24 protein-coding genes and 1 riboswitch are annotated in these 25798 nt (G+C 60.6%); of the genes, 10 read left to right on the forward strand and 14 right to left on the reverse strand.

Features of this window, described 5'->3' with window-relative positions; translation table 11 throughout:
• Nucleotides 1-150 precede the first annotated feature (150 nt).
• The 5 genes from fdhF to DTW90_RS12660 all read right to left on the reverse strand — a co-directional run bounded on the left by fdhF (nucleotide 151) and on the right by DTW90_RS12660 (nucleotide 6917).
• Nucleotides 151-3030 (reverse strand): formate dehydrogenase subunit alpha, encoded by a 2880-nt coding sequence (fdhF, locus tag DTW90_RS12640; protein ID WP_149338724.1) that lies wholly within the window; start codon nucleotides 3028-3030, stop codon nucleotides 151-153.
• 4 nt (nucleotides 3031-3034) lie between these two features.
• On the reverse strand, nucleotides 3035-4591 hold the full coding sequence (locus DTW90_RS12645) for an NADH-quinone oxidoreductase subunit NuoF (RefSeq protein WP_132521969.1): 1557 nt from the start codon (nucleotides 4589-4591) through the stop codon (nucleotides 3035-3037).
• On the reverse strand, nucleotides 4588-5067 hold the full coding sequence (locus tag DTW90_RS12650; protein WP_132521971.1) for a formate dehydrogenase subunit gamma: 480 nt from the start codon (nucleotides 5065-5067) through the stop codon (nucleotides 4588-4590). The genes DTW90_RS12645 and DTW90_RS12650 overlap by 4 nt, the downstream gene beginning before the upstream one ends.
• A gap of 154 nt (nucleotides 5068-5221) precedes the next feature.
• The gene (locus DTW90_RS12655) at nucleotides 5222-6118 is read right to left on the reverse strand and encodes a LysR family transcriptional regulator (RefSeq protein ID WP_132521973.1); all 897 of its coding nucleotides are present in this window, start codon (nucleotides 6116-6118) and stop codon (nucleotides 5222-5224) included.
• 28 nt (nucleotides 6119-6146) lie between these two features.
• Nucleotides 6147-6917, reverse strand: a complete 771-nt coding sequence (locus DTW90_RS12660; RefSeq protein ID WP_132521975.1) for an SDR family oxidoreductase — start codon at nucleotides 6915-6917, stop codon at nucleotides 6147-6149.
• A gap of 91 nt (nucleotides 6918-7008) precedes the next feature.
• Between DTW90_RS12660 and DTW90_RS12665 the strand changes: the two genes are divergently transcribed.
• Nucleotides 7009-7785, forward strand: coding sequence for a DeoR/GlpR family DNA-binding transcription regulator (locus tag DTW90_RS12665; RefSeq protein WP_149338725.1), 777 nt, complete (start codon nucleotides 7009-7011; stop codon nucleotides 7783-7785).
• Between the two features lie 105 nt (nucleotides 7786-7890).
• A complete protein-coding gene (gene glpD / locus DTW90_RS12670) occupies nucleotides 7891-9411 on the forward strand; it encodes a glycerol-3-phosphate dehydrogenase (RefSeq protein WP_149338726.1) in 1521 nt (506 codons plus the stop codon).
• 5 nt (nucleotides 9412-9416) lie between these two features.
• On the opposite strand, the gene soxR is transcribed toward glpD, so the two are convergent.
• Nucleotides 9417-9881, reverse strand: a complete 465-nt coding sequence (gene soxR, locus DTW90_RS12675; protein ID WP_149338728.1) for a redox-sensitive transcriptional activator SoxR — start codon at nucleotides 9879-9881, stop codon at nucleotides 9417-9419.
• Between the two features lie 264 nt (nucleotides 9882-10145).
• A riboswitch (TPP riboswitch) is annotated at nucleotides 10146-10260 on the forward strand.
• Here soxR and DTW90_RS12680 point away from each other — a divergent pair.
• The 5 genes from DTW90_RS12680 to DTW90_RS12700 all read left to right on the forward strand — a co-directional run bounded on the left by DTW90_RS12680 (nucleotide 10251) and on the right by DTW90_RS12700 (nucleotide 14771).
• A complete protein-coding gene (locus tag DTW90_RS12680; RefSeq protein WP_132521983.1) occupies nucleotides 10251-10862 on the forward strand; it encodes a YkoF family thiamine/hydroxymethylpyrimidine-binding protein in 612 nt (203 codons plus the stop codon). Its footprint overlaps the riboswitch before it by 10 nt.
• A 17-nt stretch (nucleotides 10863-10879) precedes the next feature.
• The gene (locus DTW90_RS12685; RefSeq protein ID WP_132521985.1) at nucleotides 10880-11686 is read left to right on the forward strand and encodes an ABC transporter permease; all 807 of its coding nucleotides are present in this window, start codon (nucleotides 10880-10882) and stop codon (nucleotides 11684-11686) included.
• On the forward strand, nucleotides 11683-12441 hold the full coding sequence (locus tag DTW90_RS12690; protein ID WP_132521987.1) for an ABC transporter ATP-binding protein: 759 nt from the start codon (nucleotides 11683-11685) through the stop codon (nucleotides 12439-12441). Before DTW90_RS12685 ends, DTW90_RS12690 begins: the two co-directional genes overlap by 4 nt.
• 12 nt (nucleotides 12442-12453) lie before the next feature.
• Entirely contained in the window at nucleotides 12454-13467 is a 1014-nt protein-coding gene (locus DTW90_RS12695) for an ABC transporter substrate-binding protein (protein ID WP_149338729.1), read from the forward strand.
• Nucleotides 13468-13553: 86 nt separating this feature from the next.
• On the forward strand, nucleotides 13554-14771 hold the full coding sequence (locus DTW90_RS12700) for an acyltransferase (protein ID WP_149338731.1): 1218 nt from the start codon (nucleotides 13554-13556) through the stop codon (nucleotides 14769-14771).
• Between the two features lie 15 nt (nucleotides 14772-14786).
• Here DTW90_RS12700 and DTW90_RS12705 read toward each other — a convergent pair whose 3' ends face one another.
• On the reverse strand, nucleotides 14787-15410 hold the full coding sequence (locus DTW90_RS12705; protein WP_149338732.1) for a TetR/AcrR family transcriptional regulator C-terminal domain-containing protein: 624 nt from the start codon (nucleotides 15408-15410) through the stop codon (nucleotides 14787-14789).
• 94 nt (nucleotides 15411-15504) lie between these two features.
• On the opposite strand from DTW90_RS12705, the gene tet reads away from it, so the two are divergent.
• Nucleotides 15505-16701 carry a Tet(A)/Tet(B)/Tet(C) family tetracycline efflux MFS transporter gene (gene tet, locus DTW90_RS12710; protein WP_149338734.1) on the forward strand — a complete coding sequence of 399 codons (1197 nt, stop codon included), beginning with the start codon at nucleotides 15505-15507 and terminating at the stop codon, nucleotides 16699-16701.
• Nucleotides 16702-16788: 87 nt separating this feature from the next.
• Here the strand turns inward: tet and DTW90_RS12715 are convergent, their stop codons facing one another.
• The 3 genes from DTW90_RS12715 to DTW90_RS12725 all read right to left on the reverse strand — a co-directional run bounded on the left by DTW90_RS12715 (nucleotide 16789) and on the right by DTW90_RS12725 (nucleotide 20786).
• On the reverse strand, nucleotides 16789-17910 hold the full coding sequence (locus DTW90_RS12715) for a mandelate racemase/muconate lactonizing enzyme family protein (protein ID WP_149338735.1): 1122 nt from the start codon (nucleotides 17908-17910) through the stop codon (nucleotides 16789-16791).
• Nucleotides 17911-18139: 229 nt separating this feature from the next.
• Nucleotides 18140-19639 carry an aldehyde dehydrogenase family protein gene (locus DTW90_RS12720; protein ID WP_149338737.1) on the reverse strand — a complete coding sequence of 500 codons (1500 nt, stop codon included), beginning with the start codon at nucleotides 19637-19639 and terminating at the stop codon, nucleotides 18140-18142.
• A 1-nt stretch (nucleotide 19640) separates the two neighbouring features.
• Complete coding sequence (locus DTW90_RS12725; RefSeq protein ID WP_149338738.1) at nucleotides 19641-20786, reverse strand: iron-containing alcohol dehydrogenase; 1146 nt, start codon at nucleotides 20784-20786, stop codon at nucleotides 19641-19643.
• A gap of 116 nt (nucleotides 20787-20902) precedes the next feature.
• Here DTW90_RS12725 and DTW90_RS12730 point away from each other — a divergent pair, with 116 nt between their 5' ends.
• Entirely contained in the window at nucleotides 20903-21814 is a 912-nt protein-coding gene (locus DTW90_RS12730; RefSeq protein ID WP_132522001.1) for a LysR substrate-binding domain-containing protein, read from the forward strand.
• A 133-nt stretch (nucleotides 21815-21947) separates the two neighbouring features.
• A complete protein-coding gene (locus tag DTW90_RS12735) occupies nucleotides 21948-22688 on the forward strand; it encodes a sugar transferase (protein ID WP_132522003.1) in 741 nt (246 codons plus the stop codon).
• A gap of 100 nt (nucleotides 22689-22788) precedes the next feature.
• Here DTW90_RS12735 and DTW90_RS12740 read toward each other — a convergent pair whose 3' ends face one another.
• The 4 genes from DTW90_RS12740 to DTW90_RS12755 are packed head-to-tail and all read right to left on the reverse strand — an operon-like array spanning nucleotide 22789 to nucleotide 25785.
• On the reverse strand, nucleotides 22789-23196 hold the full coding sequence (locus tag DTW90_RS12740; RefSeq protein ID WP_132522005.1) for a F0F1 ATP synthase subunit epsilon: 408 nt from the start codon (nucleotides 23194-23196) through the stop codon (nucleotides 22789-22791).
• Nucleotides 23196-23438, reverse strand: a complete 243-nt coding sequence (locus DTW90_RS12745; protein WP_132522007.1) for a hypothetical protein — start codon at nucleotides 23436-23438, stop codon at nucleotides 23196-23198. The genes DTW90_RS12740 and DTW90_RS12745 overlap by 1 nt, the downstream gene beginning before the upstream one ends.
• A complete protein-coding gene (atpD, locus tag DTW90_RS12750) occupies nucleotides 23438-24877 on the reverse strand; it encodes a F0F1 ATP synthase subunit beta (protein ID WP_132522009.1) in 1440 nt (479 codons plus the stop codon). The genes DTW90_RS12745 and atpD overlap by 1 nt, the downstream gene beginning before the upstream one ends.
• A 23-nt stretch (nucleotides 24878-24900) precedes the next feature.
• The gene (locus tag DTW90_RS12755; protein ID WP_132522011.1) at nucleotides 24901-25785 is read right to left on the reverse strand and encodes a F0F1 ATP synthase subunit gamma; all 885 of its coding nucleotides are present in this window, start codon (nucleotides 25783-25785) and stop codon (nucleotides 24901-24903) included.
• Nucleotides 25786-25798: the final 13 nt, after the last annotated feature.

Consider the following 25798-nt stretch of genomic DNA (forward strand, 5'->3'; position numbering starts at 1 on the left):
TCGGCTGGAAGCGACGGCTTCCCCAAACAATAGACTTTCCAAATTGCCGCGACATCAACGAGGCGGGAAGCCAAAGCAACTTGTAATCTCCCCCCGTGTGGGGGAGATGCCCGGCAGGGCAGAGGGGGGTGTAACCTGCACTCGGCACAATTATTCAGCTGCCTCCAGCTTGCCCGCAATCCGGCGCGACTGCCGCGCCTGTTCGTCATATTCGAGCTGCCATTCAGACGGCCCGTTCGACGGCGAGATCTGCACTGCCGTCACCTTATATTCCGGGCAATTCGTCGCCCAGTCGGAAAAGTCAGTGGTGATGACATTAGCCTGCGTATTGGGATGATGGAAGGTGGTGTAGACGACACCGGGCGCGACGCGATCGGTGATCAGGGCCCTCAGCGTCGTATCGCCGGAGCGGCTGGCAAGCCTGACCCAGTCGCCGTCGCGGATGCCGCGCTGTTCGGCATCGTGCGGATGGATTTCTAGCCGATCTTCCGCGTGCCAGACGACATTTTCCGTGCGCCTCGTCTGCGCGCCGACATTGTACTGGCTGAGAATGCGGCCGGTGGTCAGAAGCAGCGGGAAGCGCGGGCCGGTCCGTTCGTCTGTCGGCACATATTCGGTGCGGATGAACTTGCCCTTGCCGCGCACGAAACCGTCGGTGTGCATGATCGGCGAGCCCAGCGGATGGGCCTCGTTGCAGGGCCACTGAACCGAGCCAATCTTATCCAGATAGTCGTAGGAGACCATGGCGAAACTCGGCGTCGTTGCGGCAATCTCGTCCATGATTTTGGACGGATGCTGGTAGTTCCAGCCAAGGCCCATGGCCTTCGCCATATTCTGCGTGACTTCCCAGTCGGCATAGCCGTTGCGCGGCGTCATCACCTTCCGCACCCGGTTGATGCGCCGCTCGGCATTGGTGAAGGTCCCGTCTTTTTCGAGGAAGGTAGAGCCAGGCAGGAAGACATGCGCATAGTTGGCCGTCTCGTTCAGGAAGAGGTCGTGGACGACGACGCATTCCATCGCGGCAAGACCGGCTGCAACGTGCTTGGTATCAGGATCGGACTGGAGAATGTCCTCGCCCTGGATATAGAGCGCCTTGAAAGTGCCCTCGACGGCCGCATCCAGCATGTTCGGGATGCGCAGACCCGGCTCGTTATTAAGCTTGACGCCCCAGAGCTTCTCGAAGATGTCGCGTGTCGCATCGTCCGAGATGTGACGATAACCGGGCAGTTCGTGCGGGAAAGAGCCCATGTCGCAGGAGCCCTGCACATTGTTCTGGCCACGCAGCGGGTTCACGCCGACGCCAGGACGGCCGATATTGCCGGTCACCATGGCAAGGTTGGCAATCGCCATGACCGTCGTCGAACCCTGGCTGTGTTCGGTCACGCCGAGGCCGTAATAGATCGCGCCATTGCCGCCCTTGGCATAGAGCCGTGCAGCCCCGCGCACGAGTTCGGGCGAGACGCCTGTATATTGCTCGACCGCCTCCGGGCTGTGCTGAGGCTCGGCGACGAAGGCCGCCCAATCCTCGAATTCCGACCAGTCGCAACGCTCGCGAATGAACTTTTCGTCGAAGAGGCCTTCGGTGACGATGACATGAGCCAGCGCCGTCATCATGGCGACGTTGGTGCCAGGCTTCAGCGGCAGATGATACGCTGCCTCCACATGCGGCGTCTTGACGAGATCGATGCGGCGCGGATCGATAACGATCAGCTTGGCGCCCTGGCGCAGCCGCTTCTTCAGCCGCGAGCCGAAGACCGGATGCCCATCGGTCGGGTTCGCGCCGATGACGATAACGACATCGGACTGCTCGACACTGTCGAAATTCTGTGTGCCGGCCGAGGTTCCGAATGTCTGGCCAAGACCGTAGCCGGTTGGCGAATGGCAGACGCGGGCGCAGGTATCGACGTTGTTGTTGCCGAAACCGGCGCGCACCAGCTTCTGCACGAGGTAAGTCTCTTCATTCGTGCAGCGCGACGATGTAATGCCGCCGACGGATTCGCGGCCATACTGATACTGGATGCGACGGAACTCGTTTGCCACATGCGCATAGGCCTCTTCCCAGGTCACTTCGCGCCAGGGATCGGTGATCTTCTCGCGGATCATCGGATTGAGGATGCGGTCCTTATGCGTCGAATAGCCATAGGCGAAGCGGCCCTTGACGCAGGAATGCCCGCGGTTCGCTTGTCCATCTTTCCAGGGCACCATGCGCACCAGTTCCTCGCCGCGCATCTCCGCCTTGAAGGAACAGCCGACGCCGCAATAGGCGCAGGTGGTGACGACGGAATGTTCGGGCTGGCCGATCTCGATCACAGATTTTTCCGTCAGCGTCGCGGTCGGGCAGGCCTGTACGCAGGCGCCACAGGAGACGCATTCGGAATCGATGAAATGCTCGTGCATGCCGGGCGAGACGCGCGAACCGAAGCCACGCCCCTCGATCGTCAGCGCAAACGTGCCCTGCACTTCCTCGCAAGCACGGACGCAGCGCGAACAGACGATGCACTTTGACGGATCATAAGTGAAGTACGGGTTCGACTCGTCCTTCGGCATCCATTTCAGATTAATGTCGCCGCTGTTGCGCGCCTTGACATGGTTGTCGCCCTCATAACCGTAGCGCACGTTACGCAGACCGACGGCACCCGCCATGTCCTGAAGCTCGCAATCGCCGTTGGCGGCACAGGTCAGGCAGTCGAGCGGATGGTCGGAGATGTAAAGCTCCATCACGCCGCGGCGGATATCCTTCAGCCGGCCGGTCTGGGTGTGTACGACGAGGCCGGGAGCAACCGGTGTGGTGCAGGACGCAGGCGTACCATTCCGGCCTTCGATCTCGACGAGACAGAGCCGGCAGGAGCCGAAGGCATCCACCATATCGGTCGCGCAGAGTTTCGGCACCTGGATACCGGCTTCCATCGACGCGCGCATGATCGAGGTGCCTTCCGGCACGGTGATCTGACGACCGTCGATGGTGAGCGTCACCATGGCCTCGGATGTCGAGGCCGGCGTTCCGTAGTCGATTTCAGGGACGAGAGACATGGTCTTATTCCGCCGCTTCAATGAGAGGTGCCGGAGAGAAATCCTCCGGAAAATGCGTCATGGCGCTCACCACGGGATAGGGAGTGAAACCGCCAAGCGCGCAAAGGGAACCGAATTTCATCGTGTTGCATAGATCGGCGAGCAACGCCCGGTTCTTCTCCGGTTCGATGCCTTGAGCAATCTTGTCCGCCGTCTCGACGCCGCGCGTCGAGCCGATGCGGCAGGGCGTGCACTTGCCGCAGCTTTCGATGGCGCAGAATTCCATCGCAAAACGCGCCTGCTTCAGCATGTCGGCGGTATCGTCGAAGACGACGAGACCAGCATGGCCGATCAGGCCATCCTTGGCCGCAAAGGCTTCATAATCAAAGGGCGTGTCGAACAGCGCCCGCGGGAAATAGGCACCCAGGGGCCCGCCGACCTGCACAGCCTTGACCGGGCGGCCGGTCGCCGTTCCGCCGCCGATCGTATCGACGATCTCGCCCAGCGAAAGACCGAACGCCGTCTCGAAAAGACCGCCATATCTCACATTGCCGGCAATCTGCAGCGGAATGGTGCCGCGCGAACGGCCCATGCCGAAATCGCGATAGAAGGCGGCCCCCTTCTCCATGATCACGGGCACGGAGGCGAGCGAAATGACGTTGTTGATGACGGTCGGACAGCCGAACAAGCCTTTGTGTGCCGGTAGCGGCGGCTTGGCTCGCACGATGCCGCGCTTGCCCTCAAGGCTGTTGAGCAGTGCGGTTTCCTCGCCACAGACATAGGCGCCGGCGCCGGTGCGAATCTCCATGTCGAAGGCACGGCCGGAGCCGAGGACCGAGCTGCCCAGAACACCGGCCTTGCGCGCGATCTCGACTGCCGCGGTCATGGCAGCAATCGCATGCGGATATTCCGAGCGCGTATAGATGAAGCCCTTGGTGGCCCCGGTTGCGAGCCCGGCAATCGCCATTCCTTCGATCAGCACGAAGGGATCGCCCTCCATGATCATCCGGTCGGCAAAGGTGCCGCTATCGCCCTCGTCGGCATTGCAGACGATATATTTGCGATCACCAGCGGCATCCGCGACGGTCTTCCATTTGATGCCGGTCGGGAAGCCCGCGCCACCGCGACCGCGAAGCCCTGAATCAGTGACTTCCTTAACGACCTCGGCAGGCGCCATCGAGATCGCCCGCTTGAGCCCGGCAAGACCGCCATGCGCCTCATAATCCCCAAGCGAAAGCGGATCGGTGATGCCGCAGCGGGCAAAGGTCAGGCGGGTCTGGCTTTTCAGGAACGGGAGGTCCTCGACCTCCCCGAGACAGAGCGGATGCGAAGCGCCTTCGGCAAGGCCGGCATCGAAAAGGGAGGCGATATCCCGTGCCTTGACCGGCCCGTAGCCGATGCGCTTTCCATCCACGTCGACCTCGACCAGAGGCTCCAGCCAGAACATGCCGCGCGAGCCATTGCGCACGATCTTTGCATCCACGCCGCGGGTTGCAATTTCCTTGGCAATCGCATCCGCCACCTTCTCGGCGCCGAGCGCCAGGGCGGCCGCATCACGCGGGACGTAAATCCGGACGGTCATCGGCGCGCCTCCGCAACCATTTCGTCAACGGTCTCATCGTCGACGCGGCCATAAACCTCGCCATCCAGCATCGCTGCCGGCGCGCAGGCGCAGAGCCCGAGGCAATAGACAGGCTCCAAGGTCACACCGCCATCAAGCGTCGTCTGATGAAAATCGATGCCAAGGAGCTTCTTTACGCGTTCCGCAAGTGCATCCCCACCCATCGACTGACAGGCCTCTGCACGACAGAGCTTCAGCACATGCCGGCCCGCAGGACGGTCGCGATAGTCATGATAGAAGGTCATGACGCCATGGACTTCGGCGCGGGAAAGGTTCAGCCCGCTGGCAATCAGCGGCAGGACGTCCTGCGGCACATAACCGAACTCTTCCTGTATGCCGTGGAGAATGGGCAAAAGAGGACCCTCCATCGACTTCATGCTGTCGATGATGGCGCTGGCGCGCGCGGCGACATCGCCCGCGGCAGTATGCAAATTCATGAGCAGCCCTCCCAACGGCATGCTTCGCAAGGAGATATCGTTGGACGATCAGGTGCTAAAACAGCCGGAGTCATTATCTCTCGCTTACATCCTAAAGATCGCAAGGAAGGCAGTTTTGATCAATAAGCCAGTCTCGTTGAACGATAGGAAATTCCTATCGTTCAATATCAGCTTCTGCGAGAAGTCTTGCCTCATGCAACAAGGCCGATACGAGTGGCGTAAAAGGCTCACGATGTGTCGCAACCAGCCCAACGAGATGGTGCGCTGCCGGCTCCGTGATCGGAATAACCTGAATATCGGCGCGAAAACCGAAGGATTCCGCGACATTTTTCGGCATGATGCTCGCCCAGCGGCCGGTCAGCACATGCGAAAACAACAGAATCATCGAATTCGATTCGAGCGTCGGATTGGCCGCCGATCCAGCATCGGCCAGATGACGATTGATGATCCGGCGGTTTTGCATGTCCGCGGTCAATAGACAAAGCCGAAGACTGCCGACCTCTTTCCAGGTCACGCTTTTTCGCTCCGAAAGCGGGCTGCCTGAGGCGGTGACGAGGTGATAGCGCTCCTCGTAAAGCGGCACGCTGGTAACCCGGCCGAGCGGTTCGTCTTCGAGATAGGTGATGCCGGCATCGATCTCCAGATTCTCGAGCATGCTTAGAACCTGCAGCGAGTTTCGCGACATGATCGAAAAGGTAACGTCGGGATGCCGTTCCTGGAAGGGCGTCGTGAGCCTCTGCAGCATGGCAAGCGCCGTCGGGATGGCCGCGATTCGGATATGGCCCGCAAGCCCCTTGCGCGCCGCCCGCATCTCCTCGCGCATCGTGCGGGCATCGCCGACGATGCGCCGCGCCCACTCCAGGACACGCTGACCTTCCGGCGTCAGCCCCTGGAAGCGCGATCCGCGGCTGACCAGCATCACTCCGAGCTGCTCCTCGAGCTGCCGAATGGCCGCCGACAAGGTCGGCTGTGTAACGCCGCACTCTTCGGCGGCACGGCCGAAGTGCTTTTCATTAGCAAGTGCGATGAAGAATTCAAGCTTGTCGATCATTCCGGCCTCCGGCGGAGCTAATCGGCTTCTAGCAGATCAGCTGGCCACCATTCACCTCGATCACCTGCCCGGTGATATAGCCCGACAGGGTCGGCGCCGCCAGGAACAGATAGGTAGGCGCACAATCCTCCGCGGTTCCGAGACGCTGCAGCGGAATGGTGCGACGCGTCTGTTCGAGCTTTTCCTTCGAGGAATAGCGCTCGTGGAAGTCGGTGGTGATGGTTCCCGGAGAAACGCAATTCACCCTTATGCCGTCAGGGGCCAATTCGCGGGCAAGGGCCTTGGAATAGGTGGCAACGAAGGCCTTCGATGCCGAATAGATCGCCGAACCCGGGCTGCCGCCGGTCAGCGCCGAGATTGAAACGGTATTGATGATCGCCGCCTGGCCTGACGCTCGAAGCAAGGGAAGCAAGGCTCGCGTCACCTCGACGACTGACGTCTGGTTGAGTCGCACGACATGTCCATACTGCTCGTCGGTCAGTTCGCCGGCGGGAAAGCGTCCGACCATGGTCCCGGCATTGTTGACGAGAACATCGACCCGATCGAAGACCTTTGCGGCAGCGGCTGCAAAATCCCTCGTGCCGTTCTCCCGCATGAAATCTGCCGGCACCAGGAAGGCGCGGCGCTCGCTTTCCGCGTCCAACAGAAATTCCGGCAGGTCCCGATCGCGATCTCGACCGGTGTGAACCAGCACGCGCGCATTGCAGTCCAGGAACTGGCGCGCGACTTCCAGCCCGATCCCGCGCCCGGCGCCTGTGACGACGACACTGCGATTCTCAAACAGCTTCGGATGAAACACGACAACCTCCCGCCGCACAAACCGGACAGCGGCAATTGCGGAATTTTCGCTTTACCATATGATCGGCGAAAACGAAAGGAAGGCAACGTCCATGTTTCTGTCCGGACGACAGGCCGAGATTCTTGAAATCGCCAAAGCCGAAGGCAGGGTTCTTGTCGAGGATCTCGCGCAGCGTTTCTCGGTCACTCCGCAAACCATCCGCAAGGATCTGAACGATCTCTGTGACGGTCATATCCTTTCGCGGATCCATGGCGGCGCGATCTTTCCCGGCGGCACTGAAAACGTCAAATACGAGGCGCGCCGCTCGATTGCAGCGGTCGAAAAGCAGGCGATCGGCCGCGCAGCAGCCGGTATCATTCCCAACAACGCCTCTCTCTTCATCAATATCGGGACGACGACGGAAGCCGTTGGCGAGGCGCTCCTGGACCATCACGAGCTGATGGTCATCACCAACAACATCAACGTTGCCAATAAGTTGCGCCTCTTCCCATCGATCGAGGTGGTCATTGCCGGCGGCGTGGTGCGCGGTTCGGACGGCGGCATCGTCGGCGAAGCAGCGGTCGATTTCATCCGCCAGTTCAAGGTCGACTACGCCGTGATCGGCGTTTCGGCCATCGATGAAGACGGCGCGCTGCTGGATTTCGACCTGCGTGAAGTCAAGGTGGCACAGGCGATCATTGCCAATGCCCGGCATGTCATCCTGGTCGCGGACTCCACGAAGTTCGAACGCGCCGCCCCCGTACGCATCGGCCACCTGTCGCAGATCCACACATTCATAACGGATCAATGTCCGCTGCCCTCCCTCAGAACCATCGCAGAAGAGAACGATGTCCGCCTGATCGAAACCTCATTGCTGGCTAACGGCTGACAACATCGGCCCACTTCATAAAACATTCGTTTGACATTCGTATTACTTTCGTTTTAGCTGGATTTATTTTCAAATCCTCTTACCTAAGCCATGCCGGAGAACGCAATGAGCGGCCAAGCCTATGACCTCTTCGTGATCGGAGGCGGCATCAACGGCTGCGGCATCGCGCGCGATGCGATCGGTCGCGGTTACTCCGTGGCGCTGGCGGAAATGAACGATTTTGCCTCGGGCACGTCATCAGGCGCCACCAAGCTGATCCATGGTGGCCTGCGCTATCTCGAACATTACGAATTCCGTCTCGTGCGCGAATCCCTGATGGAACGCGAGGTGCTCTGGGCGATGGCGCCGCACATCATCTGGCCGATGCGCTTCGTGCTGCCTTACCACACGGGCGGCATCCGACCAGCCTGGCTGATCCGCCTCGGTCTTTTCCTGTATGACCATCTGGGCGGCCGCAAGCTGCTGCCGCCGACAGCAGTGCTGGACATGCGTCGCGATCCGGCCGGAAAGCCCCTGAAGGCGCTGTTCACCAAGGCTTTCGAATATTCCGACGGTTGGGTCGATGATGCGCGCATGGTCGTTCTCAACGCCCGCGATGCCGCCGATCGCGGCGCAACCATCATGCCGCGCACCAAGGTCGTCTCCGCCCGCCGGGAAGGCAGTCTCTGGGCCATCGACACGGAGAATACGGAGACGGGGGAGCGGAATTCATTCCGAGCGCGAATGCTCGTCAACGCCGCCGGTCCCTGGGTGGATCATGTCATCAGGGGCGCGATCGGCCGCAACGAGGCGCGCCATGTTCGCCTCGTCCAGGGCAGCCATATCATCGTGCGGAAGAAATTCGACGATCCGCGCGCCTATTTCTTCCAGAACCCCGACAACCGCATCATCTTCGCCATTCCCTACGAGCAGGATTTCACGCTCATCGGCACGACCGATCGCGACTATGACGGCGACCCCAAGGATGTGAAGATCTCCGAGGAGGAGACCACTTATCTTTGCAATGCCGCGAGCGAATATTTCAAGGAACCGGTAAGGCCGCAGGATATCGTCTGGACCTATTCGGCTGTGCGCCCGCTTTATGACGACGGCGCATCCAAGGCTCAGGAAGCCACCCGCGACTACGTGCTGAAGATCGAGGGCAATGCGGGGGAAGCGCCGCTTCTCAACGTCTTCGGCGGCAAGCTGACCACCTATCGCCGGCTCGGAGAGCATGCGCTCGAAAAGATCGGCGAGGCCATCGGCACCAAGGGTCCGCCCTGGACTGCCAAAAGCCATCTTCCCGGCGGCGACTTCCCGGCCCAGAGCTATGAGACCGAGGTCGGCAAGCTCAAGTCCCGCTACGCCTTCCTCGCCGACGCCCACGCCCGCCGGCTGGTGCGGCGCTACGGAACGCGGGCAGCGATGATATTGGGCGATGCACGCGCAACCGAGGATCTTGGAAGAAACTTCGGCAGCGATCTCTATGAGGCAGAAGTGCGCTATCTCATTGCGCAGGAATGGGCGCGGACATCAGCCGACATTCTCTGGCGCCGGTCGAAGAAAGGCCTGTATCTCTCAAAGGATGAAGCAAGCGCGCTGGAAGATTATGTGAAACAGGCAACCGCGCAGACCATGAACGCTTAACACTTTCATGGGTCGAGCAAACGCGGGCCGGGTCCCTGTTTCGACAGCATGTCCCAGGGATTGCGAAGCGGGCAGGTTTCGATCGACAGGCAGCCGCAGCCGATGCAGCCGTCGAGATGGTCGCGCAGATCCTGCAAATGGCGGATTCGGGCGTCCAGATCGTCCTTCCATTTCTCCGACAACGCCTTCCAGTCGGTCGCCGTTGGCGTGCGCCCCTGCGGCAATGTGCTGAGCGCAGCCTGGATTTCGGAAAGCGGAATTCCGACGCGTTGGGCCACCTTGATAATCGCGACCCGACGCAGCACCTCACGCGCATAACGACGCTGATTGCCGCTGCTGCGAATGCTCTCGATCAAACCCTTCGTCTCGTAGAAATGCAGCGTCGAAACCGCGACCCCGCTGCGCGTCGCGACCTCGCCGACCGTCAGCAAGCGGCCAAAACGGCCCGGTCCCGCATCATGTGATTCCATCGGAATACGCCTCTTGACCTCAATGTTACTTGAGGTTTTATAACCACCACACCGAACGGCGTAAAGCAGGAACAACTGAAATCGGACCTCCCAATGGGAGGCACCGATACCGGCATTCCGTTTCAGGCAGGTGCGGAAGGCCGGTCGGATGCACGGATCGCGTCCCCCCGCGACCCGGGCGTCCGCTGGAAAAATCAGATAAAACACGGATGCGACTGGCCGAATTTTCTTATTGCGCCCTCGAAAGGCCGATGCTAGCTTCCGCGCCATTCACAGGGGAGCTCCGTATTGCCGGGGCTGAGATGTGAGGCGCCATGCCTCTGGACCCTTCAAAGCTGATCTGGGTAATGCCAGCGGAGCGAGGTAAAAATGTATTCCGGCGCACAAGTATCCCTGTATCCCATGTCCGGCGATTTCGCCGCGATCATCCTTGATGCCATTAGGGCACTCGATCCCTATCGAGACCGCCTGCGTATCGAAACCGACGACATCTCGACGCTGATGATCGGCCCGCCGGACGTGCTCTTTTCGGCCATGCGCGACCTCTTCGTCTTTGCCGCCCGATCCGGCGCACATTGTGTCCTGTCGGCCGCCGTCTCGCGCGGCTGCCCGGGAGGGCCGGACAGCGATCCGATCTGCGGCATCGATAAGCGTCTCGGGCAAGACACGCCGCTTGCCGTTCGCATCGACGAGGCGCTTGCCGCCGTAAGCGCAACCGAGGACACAGGCCAACCGGCCGCGGCGCAATTCGCTCTTTATGTCATGGGCTCCGACAATCACATGGACGAGATCGTCGGCTGCATCGACTTCCTGAAACAGTCGGGAACATTCGACCGGGCCAAAAATTTCGTCACCAAACTGCGCGGCGACGCTGGCCCTGTCTTTGCAACGCTGCAGGAAGCGCTCTTTCGCTTCGGGCCGGCAGAAGGCCACGTGACGCTGGATATCACGGTATCGGCAAACAGCCCGACCAAGGCCTGATCTCGGAAAATCCGATCATGAGTTTGCATTCGTCCTCATCGCCCGGCACGGGATTCGCCCGTGCATGCCTCTCCGCGCTGCCCGCCATAACAGCGGCAGCCGCCTTCGTCGTCCTGTGGGAGCTCTATGCCGACCTGTCAGGCATACGCCCCTCAACCCTGCCGGCGCCCTCCCGCGTTCTTGTCCAGGCCTGGATGAACCGCGAAGCGCTTGCCGCCAACACCTGGCCGACGATCGGCGCCACGCTGTCGGGCTTTGCCTGCGCGCTCGCCGTCGCCTTCGTCTTTTCGGTGCTGATGGATTTCGCGCGGCCGATCCGCCGTGCCCTGTTTCCGCTGTTCGTCATCAGCCAGACGCTGCCGCTGGTCGCGATCGCCCCGCTCATCGTCTTATGGTTCGGCTTCGGGCTGCTGCCGAAGATTCTGCTTGTCGCGCTCGTGACCTTCTTCCCGATGCTGGTCGCGCTGCTTCAGGGCTATGAGGCGACGGACAGGGACATCGCCGAACTGCTGGTCTCGATGAAGGCCTCCCGCTGGCGGATTTTCTGCGCAGCGCGCCTGCCATCTGCCCTTCCCTATTTTTTCGCGGGTTTGAGAATATCCGTCACCTATGCCGTCGTCGGCGCGATCTTTGCGGAATATGCTGGCGCCGCCAAAGGGCTAGGCATCTATATTCTCACCGCCAAGAACAATTTCCGCCCGGATCTCGTCCTTGCCGCTGTCCTCGTCAGTGCCGTCCTGACGCTGATCCTCTTTGCCGTCTGCGTGCTTCTCGGCCATCTGGCGATGCCATGGCGGCGAACGGATGAGGGGTCGTCATCATGAACGAACACCGGCTGGAACTCCGCAATGTCGCGAAAAAATTCGGTCCGCTTGCGGTTCTTGGCGATGTCTCGCTGACAGTCAGCGAAGGCGAATTCGTGACCATTGTCGGCCCCTCGGGCGCCGGCAAATCGACGATCCTGCGGATGCTGACTGGAACCGACAAGCCCGAGTCAGGCGATATCCTGTTCGACGGCCGGCATCTGAAGGAAAGCAGCGCGAGTTTTGCCTTCATGCCCCAGCGCGATGCGCTTATGCCCTGGCGCCGGATCATCGATAACACAACGCTCGGCCTCGAAGTTCAGGGGATGAGCCGCAGCCAGGCGCGCGCCAAGGTCGCTCCGCTGTTCGAGCCCTTCGGTCTAGCAGGCTTCGAACATCATTATCCGGCTCAGCTTTCCGGCGGCATGCGCCAGCGCGCCGCGCTGCTGCGCACCGTGGTTCAGGACAGCGACATGCTGCTGCTGGATGAGCCCTTCGGCGCGTTGGATGCCCTGACCCGCACACAGATGCAGGAATGGCTGCAGACGATGTGGACGGATCATCGCTGGACCGCGCTGCTCATCACCCATGATGTGCGCGAAGCCGTGTTCCTCTCCGACCGCATCTATGTCCTCTCCCCGCGCCCCGCGCGGGTATTGCGCGAATTCAAGGTGCCGCTGCCGCGCCCGCGAACGCTCGCCGACCTCGGCTCGTCAGCCGCCCGGCAGATTGAAACCGAAATCCTCGAAAGCCTCCTTCATCACAGCCTGAGCTGAAAAGAGACCACCATGCCGCTTATTACACGCCGCCAAGCCCTCGCATTCACCCTTGCCGCAGCCCTGCCCATCTCCCGTTCCGCGCTGGCCGCATCGGCGCTGACCAAGGTTTCCGTCGCGCTCGACTGGACGCCGAACACCAACCATATCGGCCTCTATATCGCCCAGGCGAAAGGCTTCTACAGCGATGCCGGGCTGGATGTTGCGATCCTGCCTTATACGGACACCGATGCGGGAACACTGGTTGCCAACGGCGTTGCCGATTTCGGCGTTTCCGGCGCGATCGGCCTCTTCACCCAATGTGCTGCCGGCGCTGAGATCAAGGGCGTCTACGCCATTGTCCAGACAGAAACCGGCCGCGTCGTCTTCAACGACGAGCGCAAGGACATCCAGCGCCCGCGGGATCTGGATGGTAAGACCTATGGTGGCTTCGGCAGCGCCTGGGAAACCGCTCTGATCTCGGCAATGATCCGCAATGACGGCGGTAAGGGCGAGGTAAACACAGTGACCCTCGGCACCTCGGCCTACGAAGCGCTTGCCAACGGCTCAGTCGATTTCACACTCGAAGTCTACACCTGGGAAGGGATCGAGGCGCAGCTCGAAAAGAAGGCGCTCCGCCGCTTCCGCTACACCGACTACGGCGTCCCGGACGAGCAGACGACAGCGATTGTCGCCGGCAATGCGTTCCTCGACAGCAATCCCGAGGCTGCCCGAGGCTTCATCCAGGCGACCAAGCGTGGCTATGACTACGCCGTGGATCATGCCGACGAGGCAGCCGACCTCCTGGTGTCCACGACCGGCGGAGCGCTCACCAATGCCGATCTCGTCAAGGCGTCGCTCAAGGCGCTGATCGATGGGCATTATCTGAGAACCGCGGATGGCAAAAGCGGCATCTTCGATCCCGCCGAAGCCAGCGCGATCGGCGATTTCCTCTTTACGAACGGCATCCTCCTCGATGCCCAGGGCGCCAAGCTGAAGGACAAGCCGGACGTGTCGCGCTATTACACCAACCAGTTCTTCTCCTGATCGGCTGACATTGCGGCCGCCGCGCGACACACCTTGTCGCGCGGGCTTCCATCCCCTAACCAGAGAGCGGGTGGAGGATCGGCAAAATGAAAACTGAGCGGGAGACAAGGCTGGCGGGTGCGGATTTCATCCGCACCTTGGCATGCCTGCTGGTGCTGGCCCACCATCTCGTCCTCCGGCTGGATGTCAGCAAGGTTGACGGTGCGTTGCGGCCCGCATTCGAACTGACACGCTTCGGCAACTACGGCGTCGCCCTGTTCTTTGTGCTGAGCGGCTTCCTCCTCGCCCGCCCGTTCTGGACCGCGCTGGATCGGGGCACCGAGATGCCTTCGCTGAAGGCCTATGCCCTTCGCCGCGCCGCCCGCATCCTGCCGGGCTTCTGGATCGCGCTTACTGTCGGCTTCGTGCTGAGTTTCACCGTCTACGATTTTCCGCTGGATGCGGAACTCGCCGGACGTTACGTCGCCGGCTTCCTTCTCATGAGCCAATGGCATTGGCGGACCTTCTTTCCCGTCCAGGGCGACGGACCTCTCTGGTCGATCCCCTTCGAGACGACATGCTACGTGCTGCTGCCGCTCTGCTTTGCCGTTTTGTTTCACAACAGCGCCCGGCTTTCCCGACAGACTTCGCAATGCTTGGCGTGGCTGGGAATTATCGGGCTTGTTCTCCTTTGCCACTGGCTGACCGCCACTTACGCCCCCATAGACGATGTCAGGAGAGGCTGGGATTTCGGCTTCCAGGGCGGCGCCAAGGAATGGATGCCGCGATACAATCCGATCGGCTTCTTCGCGATCTTTGCAACGGGCGCACTGGCATCAGGCATCCACACCTGGCTGCCGGCGAAGCGGTCGGTGCTCTACGACATTCTCGGATTTCTGGCCCTCATCGCGGGCGCAGCGCAATTTCCAATATCTATTGGCGGGCCTTGGGAAGGTTACGGCTGGCTCGGCATACCCTATCGCTTTCCCTTCCTGCCGCTGGCGGTAGCAGCCGCCCTCTGCACGCTGCCGCGATCGGTCTATCTCGGAAAGATGCTGGATAATCCCATCGTCCGCTATATCGCTACCATCTCCTTCGGCATCTACATCTGGCAGGATATCGTCATCTCGCTGATCAAGCAGATCTTTCCCGGAAGCTTCGGCGGCGCGCGTGACGTCCTATCAGGATGGATCGCCTCAAGCATCCTCGCAGTCGTCCTTCTCCTCCTGATCGCCACGGTGAGCTATTTCTTCCTCGAGCGGCCGATTATCCTCTGGGCGCGAAACCTCGAAGGGCGCACACAGCTTCGATCCGCCAATCCGTAAGCTTCGACCGATAGCTTAAGCCTTACGGCTCTGCATCCCCAACGCAGCCCCCTCCACAATTAGCGCCAGGCCTGCCTCGAACAGTGCCGCATGCCCCTCATGCCGGTAATGCGCCAAAGCCTTCGCCGTCAGCGGATGATCCTTGGCCGCAGCATCGAGCCTGTTTCCACGATTTGGCGCGTCCGGAAAATCCGCCTGCTCCTCCAGCACGCAGCCGACGACGTAACGGCCGATCGCCACGAGGATGTCCATGGCGAATTCCTCGGTCATGCCGGCCCCGACCAGAACCCGCATATGCGCCTCGATCAAATTGAGATTGTCCGGATTGGCCTCGGTGCCCGCATGGACCCGCGCTCCATCCCTATAGGCAAGGAGCGCCTTGCGGAAGCTGCGGGCATCTTCCAGCAGGAAGCGCTTCCAATCTGCGCTATCGAATGCCCAGTCATGCCGATGCCCGCGCGCCAGAATTTCATCGTTCATGGCGTCGAGAAGCGCCCGCTTGTTCCTGAAATGCCAATAGAGCGCCGGCTGGCGCACATTCAGTCGCTCGGCCAGGAGACGCGTCGAAAGCCCGTCGATCCCCACCTCATTGAGCAGCGTCAACGCCGCCTCGACGATCGCCGCCCTATCGACCTTCATATTTGGCCCACTTTCATATTTGGCCCACGCTCCCGTTGATTTTTAAATTTATCATTGATAAGGAATTTATCAGTGATAAATTTTGAGTTTTCCAATGCAAAACATGCTCCCCGTCATCCTGGCGACCATCGTCCTTGATGCCGCCGGCATCGGCCTGACCTTGCCCATATTGCCGCGCCTCCTGCAGGAGGTCGGCCATACCAGCGAACTCGGCTGGCTCTTCGGCGCGTTTCTCAGCCTCTACGCGCTGATGCAGTTTCTCTTTTCGCCCGTGCTGGGCGGCCTGTCGGATCGCTTCGGCCGCAAACCCGTGTTGCTGGTGTCGCTCGGCGGCGCTGCGGTGGATTATCTCTTCATGGCTTTCACGCCATCGCTCTGGCTGCTCTTCATCGGCCGCGCCATTGCCGGCATAACCGGTGCGAACATGGCGGTTGCATCAGCTGTTATCACCGACCTGACGCCCGAGGATCAGCGGGCGCGACGGTTCGGGCAATTGAGCGCCTGCTTCGGCATCGGCTTCATTGCCGGCCCGGCAATCGGCGGCCTCCTGGGTGAGGTATCGATCCGCGCACCCTTTGTTGCGGCCGCATTCCTCAATGCCGTCAACCTGGCGCTTGCCTTCTTCACGCTTCGGGAAACACGCCGAAGGGATACAGAGGCATCGGAATCGAAGAACTCTTTTTCTCCTCTCGGCACGCTGCGCTGGGTTTCAGGACTTGGCGGACTGCTTCCTCTGATCGGAGCCTACATCGTGCTTGCCTTTGTCGGCGAAGTCGGGGGCACGATCTGGGTTCTGTATGGGCAGGACAAGTTCGCCTGGTCGCCGATCACGATCGGCATATCGCTCGCCGGCTTCGGCCTCTTCCATGCCGGCATCCAGGCCTTTGTCGCAGGCCCTATCTCCGAGCGCTGGGGTGAACGTCGCGCCCTGCTGATCAGCATCACCACCGACAGCATCGCCTATATCCTCATCGCGATTGCGACCGAAGGCTGGATGGTCTTCGCATTGCTGCCGCTATTCTGCCTGGGCGGCATCGGCGCGCCGGCGCTGCAATCGCTGCTGACATCAGGCGTGCGCTCAGACCAGCAAGGCAGGCTGCAAGGCGTGCTATCCAGCATGACCAGCCTTGCCTCTATCGTCGGTCCGCTATTGATCAGCACCGCCTATTTCATGAGCCGATCGAGCTTTCCGGGCCTGGTATGGATTGCGGGCGCAGCACTCTACTGGCTCTGCCTGCCCGTCTTTCTCAGCCGCTCAAAGGCGGAAGAGGTATCGCGGAGCCAGCCTTAACGAAAAGGCCGCCCAACGTCATTGTCGGACGGCCAATCAATGGGAAGCGACATCCAGCCCGAAAACCGAACCGGATATCGGCGTAGCCTAGAGGCGGGTGGACTTCAGCCGATCTTCATCAAGGGCGATGCCGAGGCCCGGCGCCTCTCCCAGCTCCAGCCAGCCCCTGCTGTGCTTGAGCGGCGTCACCAGCGGATAGTCGCGGCGGCTCTCGCTCCATTCCGGATTGTCATAGGGATATTCGAGCCAGGCTGCATCGGCAACGCCTGCGGTCAGGTGCGCATTTGCCAACACGCCGATGCCGTTCGTCCAGGAATGCGGCGTGAACTGCACCCCGGCTTCCCGCGCCTGATAGGCAAGGCGGCGGCAGCCGGTGATGCCGCCGACAAGCGCGACATCGGGCTGGATCACGTCGAACGCGCGTTCCTCGATGATATCGCGGAACTCATAGAGTTCGCGTGTCATCTCGCCGCCGACGATGCGGACGCTGGTTGCCTGCTTCAGCTCCTTCATGCCCTTGCGGTCGGAACGGAACAGCGGCTCTTCCATCCAGTAAATATTGAGCCGTTCCAGCTCCTTGGCGACAGCCAGTGCGTCCTTGAAGGTCCAGGGAAGCGTAGTGTCCCAGGGCATGCGCCAACCCTGGTTGCAGTCCACCATCAGCTCCAGCTTCATGCCGACGCGGGCGCGGATCGCTTCCAGCGCCTTGACGTCGTCGCGCCAGCTGCCACGGCCTCCTGATGAGGACGAAAAGCGCACCTTCATCGCCGGAAAGCCCTCTTCGAGATAGCGCTCGGCTTGGTCAGCCATCTGCGCCGGCTCACGCAGAACACCGGACGAAGCATAAAGCCTGACGCGATCCGAGCGGCCGCCGAGCATCCGCCAGACGGGCTCGCCGGTGATCTTGCCCGAAAGGTCCCACAGCGCCAGATCCATCGGCCAGCAACGGCCATAGTGGAAGTTGATGTGCGAGAGCACCTCATAGTGCCGCTCCAGATGCCGCGGGTCCTGGCCGACGAAGAGATCTTCGTGGCCTTCGAACCCCTTCATCAGGTCGCCGGAGCCTATGCCCTGGCGACCCTCGTCATCGGTCACGCGCACGATCGTCGCGTCGAAATGCCGACGAGGCCGGCCATCCCAGCTCGCTTTGAAGGGCGGATCGAGCGGCAGGCGATGGTGGGTGATTTCGACAGATACGATCTTGCTCATTTGGCTCTTCCCTCTTTTATCTTCTGGCGCCTGCGGCATGCCCCTCATCCGCCTGCCGGCACCTTCTCCCCGCTTGCGGGGAGAAGGGAATTCATGGCAACCTCTCCATCCCTCTCCACCTATTGCAAGGCACGTCCCCTCTCCCCGCAAGCGGGGAGAGGGTTAGGGTGAGGGGCTGACTCACTCCGAGAAGAGTGAGGGGCAAGGCCCGAAAACAGCGACAGCCGAATTACCCGAACTGCTGCCAGATGGTCTTGTAATCACAATACTTGTCGATCGCATGCACCGAGCGATCACGACCGAAGCCGGATTGCTTGAAACCGCCAAACGGCGTTGCGAAATTCGACATGTCGTAGGTGTTGACCCAGACCGTACCGGCATGAAGCTCTTCGGAGAAGCGGTGAGCGCGATCCATATTTTTGGTGAAGACGGCACCGGCAAGACCGTAGATCGTGTCGTTGGCGATACCAAGCGCCTCTTCCTCCGTGTCGAAGGGAATGGCGGCGAGCACCGGGCCGAAAACTTCCTGCCGCGCCAGGCTCATGTCGTTGGTCATATCGACGAAGACGCCGGGCGAAATGTAGTAGCCGCCGCTCTCGCTCATGACCTGCTCGGCGCCGAAGGCACGACGCGCGCCTTCCTTCTCGCCGGCAGCGATCATGCCGAGCACCTTTTTCATGTGCTCTTCCTCGATCAGCGCGCCGATCTGCGCCGAGGGATCGAGCGGATGCTTGAGCGCGATATCGCTCTTCGTCACGGCTTCGATCTTGCGGATCAGCTGGTCCTGCACCGAACGCTGGACAATGAGGCGCGTCGAGGCGTGGCACGTCTCGCCGGAATTGTAGAAGCAGCCCCAGGCAGCAGCGACGGCAGCGGCATCCAGGTCCGCATCTTCGAAGACGACGAGCGGCGACTTGCCGCCGAGCTCCAGCGCGACGCGCTTGACGTTGGATTGCGCCGCATACCCCATGATCAGCTTGCCGACCTCGGTCGAGCCGGTAAACGCGATCATGTCGACATCCATGTGCAGCGCGAGCGGCTTGCCGGTCTCTTCGCCGTAACCTGTCACAACGTTGAGGACGCCGGCAGGAAGACCGGCTTCGAAGCCCAGCTGTGCCAGGCGGATCGCCGAAAGCGACGACTGTTCTGCCGGCTTCAGCACGACGGAATTGCCGGCCGCAATCGAGGGACCGAGCTTCCAGGCATCGATGATCATCGGATAATTCCAGGGCGTAATCGCGCCTACGACGCCGATCGGCACCTTGCGCACCAGCGCACGGGCATTCGGCCCAGTCGGCGCGATCTCGTCATACATCTTGTCAATCATTTCGCCGTAATACTGGATGCCGTCGGCGCAGAGGCGCACGTCGACATTGAGAGACGCCATGATCGGCTTGCCGACATCGATGGTTTCGAGCATGGCCAGCTCTTCGCCATGGGCGCGGATCAGTTCGGCCCATTTCAGCATGATCTTCTTCTTTTCGAGCGGCTCCTTCTTCCGCCAGACACCGCTTGCGAAAGCGGCGCGCGCCGCAGAAACGGCAGCATCGACATCGGCGGAATTACCACGCGCCAGCTCGGCGCCCGGCTGGCCGTCCATCGGACGGATGCGGGTAAAGGTTGCGCCCGAAGAAGAGGCGACGAGTTCGCCATTGATAAAGTGGCGACCCTCGGGCTTGATGCTCGAGAGGACATTTTCCCAATAATCGCGCGTGAATTCTTTTGTCATCTCAAAGCCCTTTCGGAAGCGCCATCACGATGGCGGCGAACTGATCGATATCGGCGTCGCTGATCTCGCGAATGGTGGAGCGGCGCATCGGATGGTTTTCGGGTGCGCGCATCTCATTGGCGAGATCGGCAGCAGTGAAGGGCGCAAAGGCGGCCGGCAGAGCACGGACGATGCCGCAGCGGTCCATCAGGTCCGAAACGAAGGCCGGCAGGGCAGCGGCGTTTTCAAGGCCGCAAGCCTTGGCAGCGGCATTGAGATCGGCCGTATCCTCTTCGACCAGCCAGGCAAGCGTCGCCTCAAAACCGAGCGCGGTCGCAAGACCATGATGCACCGGCGCAAGCCCCGCCAGGGCATGACTAACATTGTGGGCAATCGCCGTGCCGCAATTGTCGATCGCGATGCCGGCAAAGCAGGAGCCGAGCAGGACGTCTCCGCGCGCATCGAGATTGGACGGCTCCTTGACGGCCGTTTCCAGCGATCGCGTGATCAGACGAAGCGCCTCATGGGCATAAAACTGCGCGCCGCGATGGGCATTGCGGTTCGTTGCCGCCTCGAAAGCGTGGATGAAGGCATCCATGCCGCACCATGCCGTCAGATTGGCCGGGAGCGTCGTCGTCAGCGCCGGATCGAGCAGGACGAGATCGGCCTTAGTCTCGGCGCCCCAGATCCAGAGTTTTTTGCCTTCCGGGCCGGCAAAGATATTGGTCGCCGAGGTCTCCGACCCAGTGCCGGCGGTGGTCGGGATCATGATCTTCTTCAGCGGGTTCTTCGGTAGCGGATTGGCCGCCAGAGCATAATGCATCGGGTCTTCGCCCGAGGCTGCCGAGCAGGCAACGATCTTGGCGATATCCAGAGCAGAACCACCGCCGATGCCGATGACCAGCTGCGCGCCCTTGGCGATCTCAAGGGCCGCGTGCAGATGCGCAAGCTTCGGCTCGCCGGAAAAATCGGAAAACACCGCCGTTTCGATGCCTGCGCCTTCAAGCTCCCGGCGCACCTTCTCGGCAAAGCCGGACTGGGCCAGAAAGCCGTCAATGACGAGAACAGCACGCTTTACGCCATCAAAAGAGGCTGCGGCAGAGGCGAGACCGGAGAAGACGCCGTCTCCGAAGCGGATTTCGGGAATGGAAGAGATCGAAAATGTCACGAGAGCACCGCAATTGAGTCGATGGAACGATGCCGATATTCATGCATCACAATTTCAGCTCTTCAAATCGGGCGATTTCTCAGGAATATTGATGATCTGAAGTTATGGAGAGCCGCTTGCTCGAAAAAATCCCGCTTGAAGCCTTCCGCGTTTTCGATGCTGCCTGCCGTCTGATGAACTTTTCGCGGGCTGGACGCGAACTCAACATCACCCAGGCTGCGGTCAGTCGCCGGATCAAGGGGCTGGAGGATCATCTTGGCGCGACCCTGTTCACCCGCCGCGGCCGCAACCTTGCCCTGACACCGGATGGAGAAAGGCTGTTTCAGCGCGTGCGGGCGACCCTGGAATATCTGGAGGAAAGCCTGGAACCCTTCCGGAGCGGCGGCGGCCAGATCATCTCGATCGCGGCCAGCGGCTCCGTCTCCCACCTCTGGCTTGGCCAGCACCTGAAGGATTTCGGCAAGGAGAGCCCGAATATCTCCGTCCGCCTGCTGACGACAGACGCCCCGACCGAACTAGCGTCCGAGGCCAACGATCTCGTTATTCTTTACGCGACCGGCGAGCATCCGCGCTGGAACCTGACGCTGCTGATGAAAGAGGTGCTGATGCCGGTAGCATCCCCGGACTACCTAGCCAGACGAGGGCTGATCGCCGAAGAGCTGACGGTCGAGGATATCGCCGCATTGGACCTGATCGACTATGAGCGCTTCAACGCCCACTGGATCTCGTTTCGGCAATGGTTTGGCCGGGTTCCGCGTCCGCCGAAGATAAGGCTTCCGCGACCGCGGCTATCCTTCTCGACCTATATCATGGCCGTTGAGGCCGCCTTGCGTGGCGAAGGCATTGCCCTTGGCAGCCTTGGCCTGATCGAGGAACAACTTCGCGCCGGAACCCTGGTAACGGTTGGCAAAGACCATGTCGAAACCGGCTTCGGCTACTATCTCGGGACGCCACGCTTCCGCTCGCTTTCTCCCGAAGCGGTACAATTACATCGGCATTTGCTGTCGAATGACCGAGAAGAGCAATAATTCTTTTGGAAAGCACCCAATTTTGACCCCTTCAGGGTTAACCAGTTATTAAAGCGATAGATGACAAGCGCTATTGCAAAGTATATCTGTGACGCGCCTTCGAAATTGTCATATCAATTTAAGATTGAAATCCATGGCGAACCTATCCGACCGCAAGAGTAATTTTGTGAGCCGCCCGCTGGCTGTGGGCGATCTGTCACACAAATACATCAATGCCAATTCCAACGAATTGCGTGTCGGACACGCTCCAAGACGCGGTTTCGGCTTTCGCGCCCAGCTCGCCGCCAAGAGAGTGATCGATATCCTCGCTTCGGCCACGGCACTTCTCGTGCTGCTGCCACTCTTCCTTACTCTGGCAGTGCTCATTCGTATCGACAGCCCAGGGCCTGTCTTCTTCCGTCAGGTTCGCTGGGGTCAGAATGGCAAGAAAATCCAGGTTTACAAATTTCGCTCGATGCGGAACGATCTCGGTGATCCCACCGGCGTTGCGCAGACGGTCAGAAATGACCCACGTATCACCAATATCGGCGCCACGTTGCGGCGGACCAATCTCGATGAGCTTCCCCAGCTGATCAACGTGCTGAAAGGCGACATGTCCCTGGTCGGACCTCGCTGCCACGCGGTCAACATGTTGGCCGCCGGCCGCCTCTATGAAGACCTGGTGCCGAACTACCATCAGCGTCATCAAATGCGCCCCGGCATCACGGGGCTTGCGCAGATGCGCGGCCTTCGCGGCCCCACGGATCGCGCCGACAAGGCCCGCGCCCGCATCGCCTGCGATATCTATTACGTTGCCAATTTCAATCTCTGGCTCGATTTCAAGATCGTGATCGGCACCATCGTCTCCGAATTGGCCGGCGGCACAGGCTTCTGAAAGCTTCGCCCATATAGGCAACAAGCAAGCATATAGAGTGCAACAAAAAAGGCGGCCCGATAAGGTGCCGCCTTTTTTGCTGCTATCGTTTTGCAGAGTATCAGTCCGGCAGGACCGAGCCGCTCAGATGGGTCATTTCCATGATGAAGTGTTCGAGGCGCGACTTGTGCTCGTGGAACTCTGTTTCCTCGAGTTCGCGGCGCGCAGCGTCGATACGGCGCGTCAGCTCGTCACGATTGAGCTCCTCAACCGGGATGGCCGATTCAGCCAGCAGCGTGCAGCCGGTCGGAAGAATGTCGGCAAAGCCGCCGAACACAACATAGTTCTGCTTGGCGCCGGAGGCGGAACGAACCTTGATGAGGCCTGGCTTAATGGTCGTCATCGTGGGCGCGTGGTTGGCCATGACGGTCATTTCACCTTCGGTTGCCGGAATGACAACCTCGGCTACCATTTCCGACAGAAGCAAGCGCTCCGGAGAAACCAGTTCGAAATGGAAATTGTCAGCCATCAGTGACTCACTTTCTCGGATATCGCTTTTAGATCTTGCAGTTTAGTCCCGCAGAACGGGCAGTGCATTATTGCGTGATCGAGATAACCGAGACCTTCCTCGGTCTGGACCAGGCCCACCACCATCATCAGCACGCCGTTATCGGCGCGATAGATAATTGGAGCAGCGGGCTCCGGAAGCTCCGCCACGACTTCCCTGAGGGAGTCGCAGCAGAAAATCTCGTCGGACACGCTGTCGCTCATTAAGCGGCAGCAGCCAGCTTCTTGGCCTTTTCGATCGCTTCGTCAATGGAGCCGACCATGTAGAAGGCAGCTTCCGGCAGGTGATCGTATTCGCCGTTGACCAAGCCCTTGAAGCCCTTGAGCGTGTCTTCGAGAGCAACGAGCTTGCCCGGCGAACCGGTGAAGACTTCAGCAACGAAGAACGGCTGCGACAGGAAGCGCTCGATCTTGCGGGCGCGGGCAACGGCCAGCTTGTCTTCTTCCGACAGTTCGTCCATGCCCAGGATGGCGATGATGTCCTGCAGGGACTTGTAGCGCTGCAGCGTCGACTGAACCTTACGGGCAATTTCGTAGTGCTCTTCGCCGACAACCAGCGGGTCGAGCATGCGCGAGGTGGAGTCGAGCGGGTCAACAGCCGGGTAAATACCCTTTTCAGCGATCGAGCGCGACAGAACCGTCGTTGCGTCCAGGTGGGCGAACGAAGTGGCCGGAGCCGGGTCGGTCAAGTCGTCGGCCGGAACGTAAATAGCCTGAACCGAGGTGATCGAGCCGGTCGTCGTCGTGGTGATGCGTTCCTGCATCTGGCCCATATCGGTTGCGAGCGTCGGCTGATAGCCAACGGCCGAAGGAATACGGCCAAGCAGAGCCGACACTTCCGAGCCAGCCTGCGTGAAGCGGAAGATGTTGTCGACGAAGAACAGAACGTCCTGGCCCTGGTTACGGAAGTTTTCAGCAACCGTCAGACCCGTCAGAGCGACGCGAGCGCGGGCGCCCGGCGGCTCGTTCATCTGGCCGTAAACCAGCGCAGCCTTGGAGCCTTCGCCACCGCCAAGCTTGTTGACGCCGGATTCGATCATTTCGTGGTAGAGGTCGTTGCCTTCGCGGGTACGTTCACCGACGCCGGCGAAAACCGAGTAACCACCGTGCGCCTTGGCGACGTTGTTGATCAGTTCCATGATGAGAACGGTCTTACCGACGCCAGCGCCGCCGAATAGGCCGATCTTGCCGCCCTTTGCGTAGGGAGCGAGAAGGTCGACGACCTTGATGCCGGTCACGAGGATCTGTGCTTCCGTCGACTGCTCGACATAGGCAGGAGCATCCTGGTGGATCGCGCGCTTGTGTTCGGTGATCAGCGGACCTGCTTCGTCAACCGGCTCGCCGATGACGTTCATGATACGGCCGAGTGTTTCCGGACCGACCGGAACCGAGATCGGAGCGCCGGTGTCGCTGACTTCCTGGCCACGAACGAGACCTTCGGTAGCGTCCATGGCGATCGTGCGAACTTCGTTCTCACCGAGGTGCTGCGCGACTTCCAGAACCAGGCGATTGCCGTTGTTGCTGGTTTCGAGCGCGTTCAGAATGGACGGCAGGTCACCTTCGAAAGCCACGTCGACGACGGCGCCGATGACCTGAGTAACCTTGCCTGTTGCCTTTGCGGCGGGGGTAGCTGCCTGAGCCATATTCTTACCCTCTTTCCCTAACCTCAGAGCGCTTCCGCGCCCGAAATGATTTCAATGAGTTCCTTGGTGATCTGAGCCTGACGCTGGCGGTTGTAGCTGAGCGTCAACTTGTTGATCATCTCACCGGCATTGCGCGTCGCGTTGTCCATGGCGCTCATCTTCGCGCCCATTTCGCCCGCGACATTCTCAAGAAGCGCGCGGAAGACCTGGACGGAGATATTGCGCGGGATCAGATCTTCGAGGATCGATGCCGGATCCGGCTCATATTCGTAGATAGCGCTCGAGTGCTCGCTATCCTGGACAGCAGGAGCCTCGGCCGAAGTCGGGACGAGCTGCAGTGCCGTCGGGACCTGGCTGATCACCGATTTGAACTCGGAATAGAACAGCGTGCAGACGTCGAACTCGCCTTCTTCGAACATCTCGATGATGCGCTTGCCGATAGCGTCAGCATTCTCGAAGCCGATCTTCTTGACTTCGCGCAGTTCCTTGCGCTCGACGATCAGCGATGCGAATTCGCGGCGCAGGATGTCGTAGCCCTTTTTGCCGACGGTGAAGATCTTCACCGTCTTGCCTTCTGCAAGGAGCTTGCGGATGTGATCGCGGGCGAAACGGGCGATCTGCGAGTTGAAACCGCCGCAAAGGCCGCGCTCAGCCGTGCAGACGACGAGCAGATGCACGTCGCTCTTGCCGTTACCGGTCATCAGCAGCGGCGCGTCATCGGCTTCGGTGACGGCTGCGGTGATGTTGGAAAGCACGACGGCCATCCGCTCGGAATAAGGCCGGGCGGCTTCGGCCGCCTCCTGCGCACGCCGAAGCTTCGCCGCGGCGACCATTTTCATCGCCTTGGTGATCTTCTGCGTCGCCTTGACGGAGGCGATCCGGTTTTTCAGATCCTTAAGTGAAGGCATCCGTTATCCGTCC

It is taken from the genome of Neorhizobium sp. P12A (assembly GCF_008365395.1).
Taxonomy (GTDB): domain Bacteria; phylum Pseudomonadota; class Alphaproteobacteria; order Rhizobiales; family Rhizobiaceae; genus Rhizobium.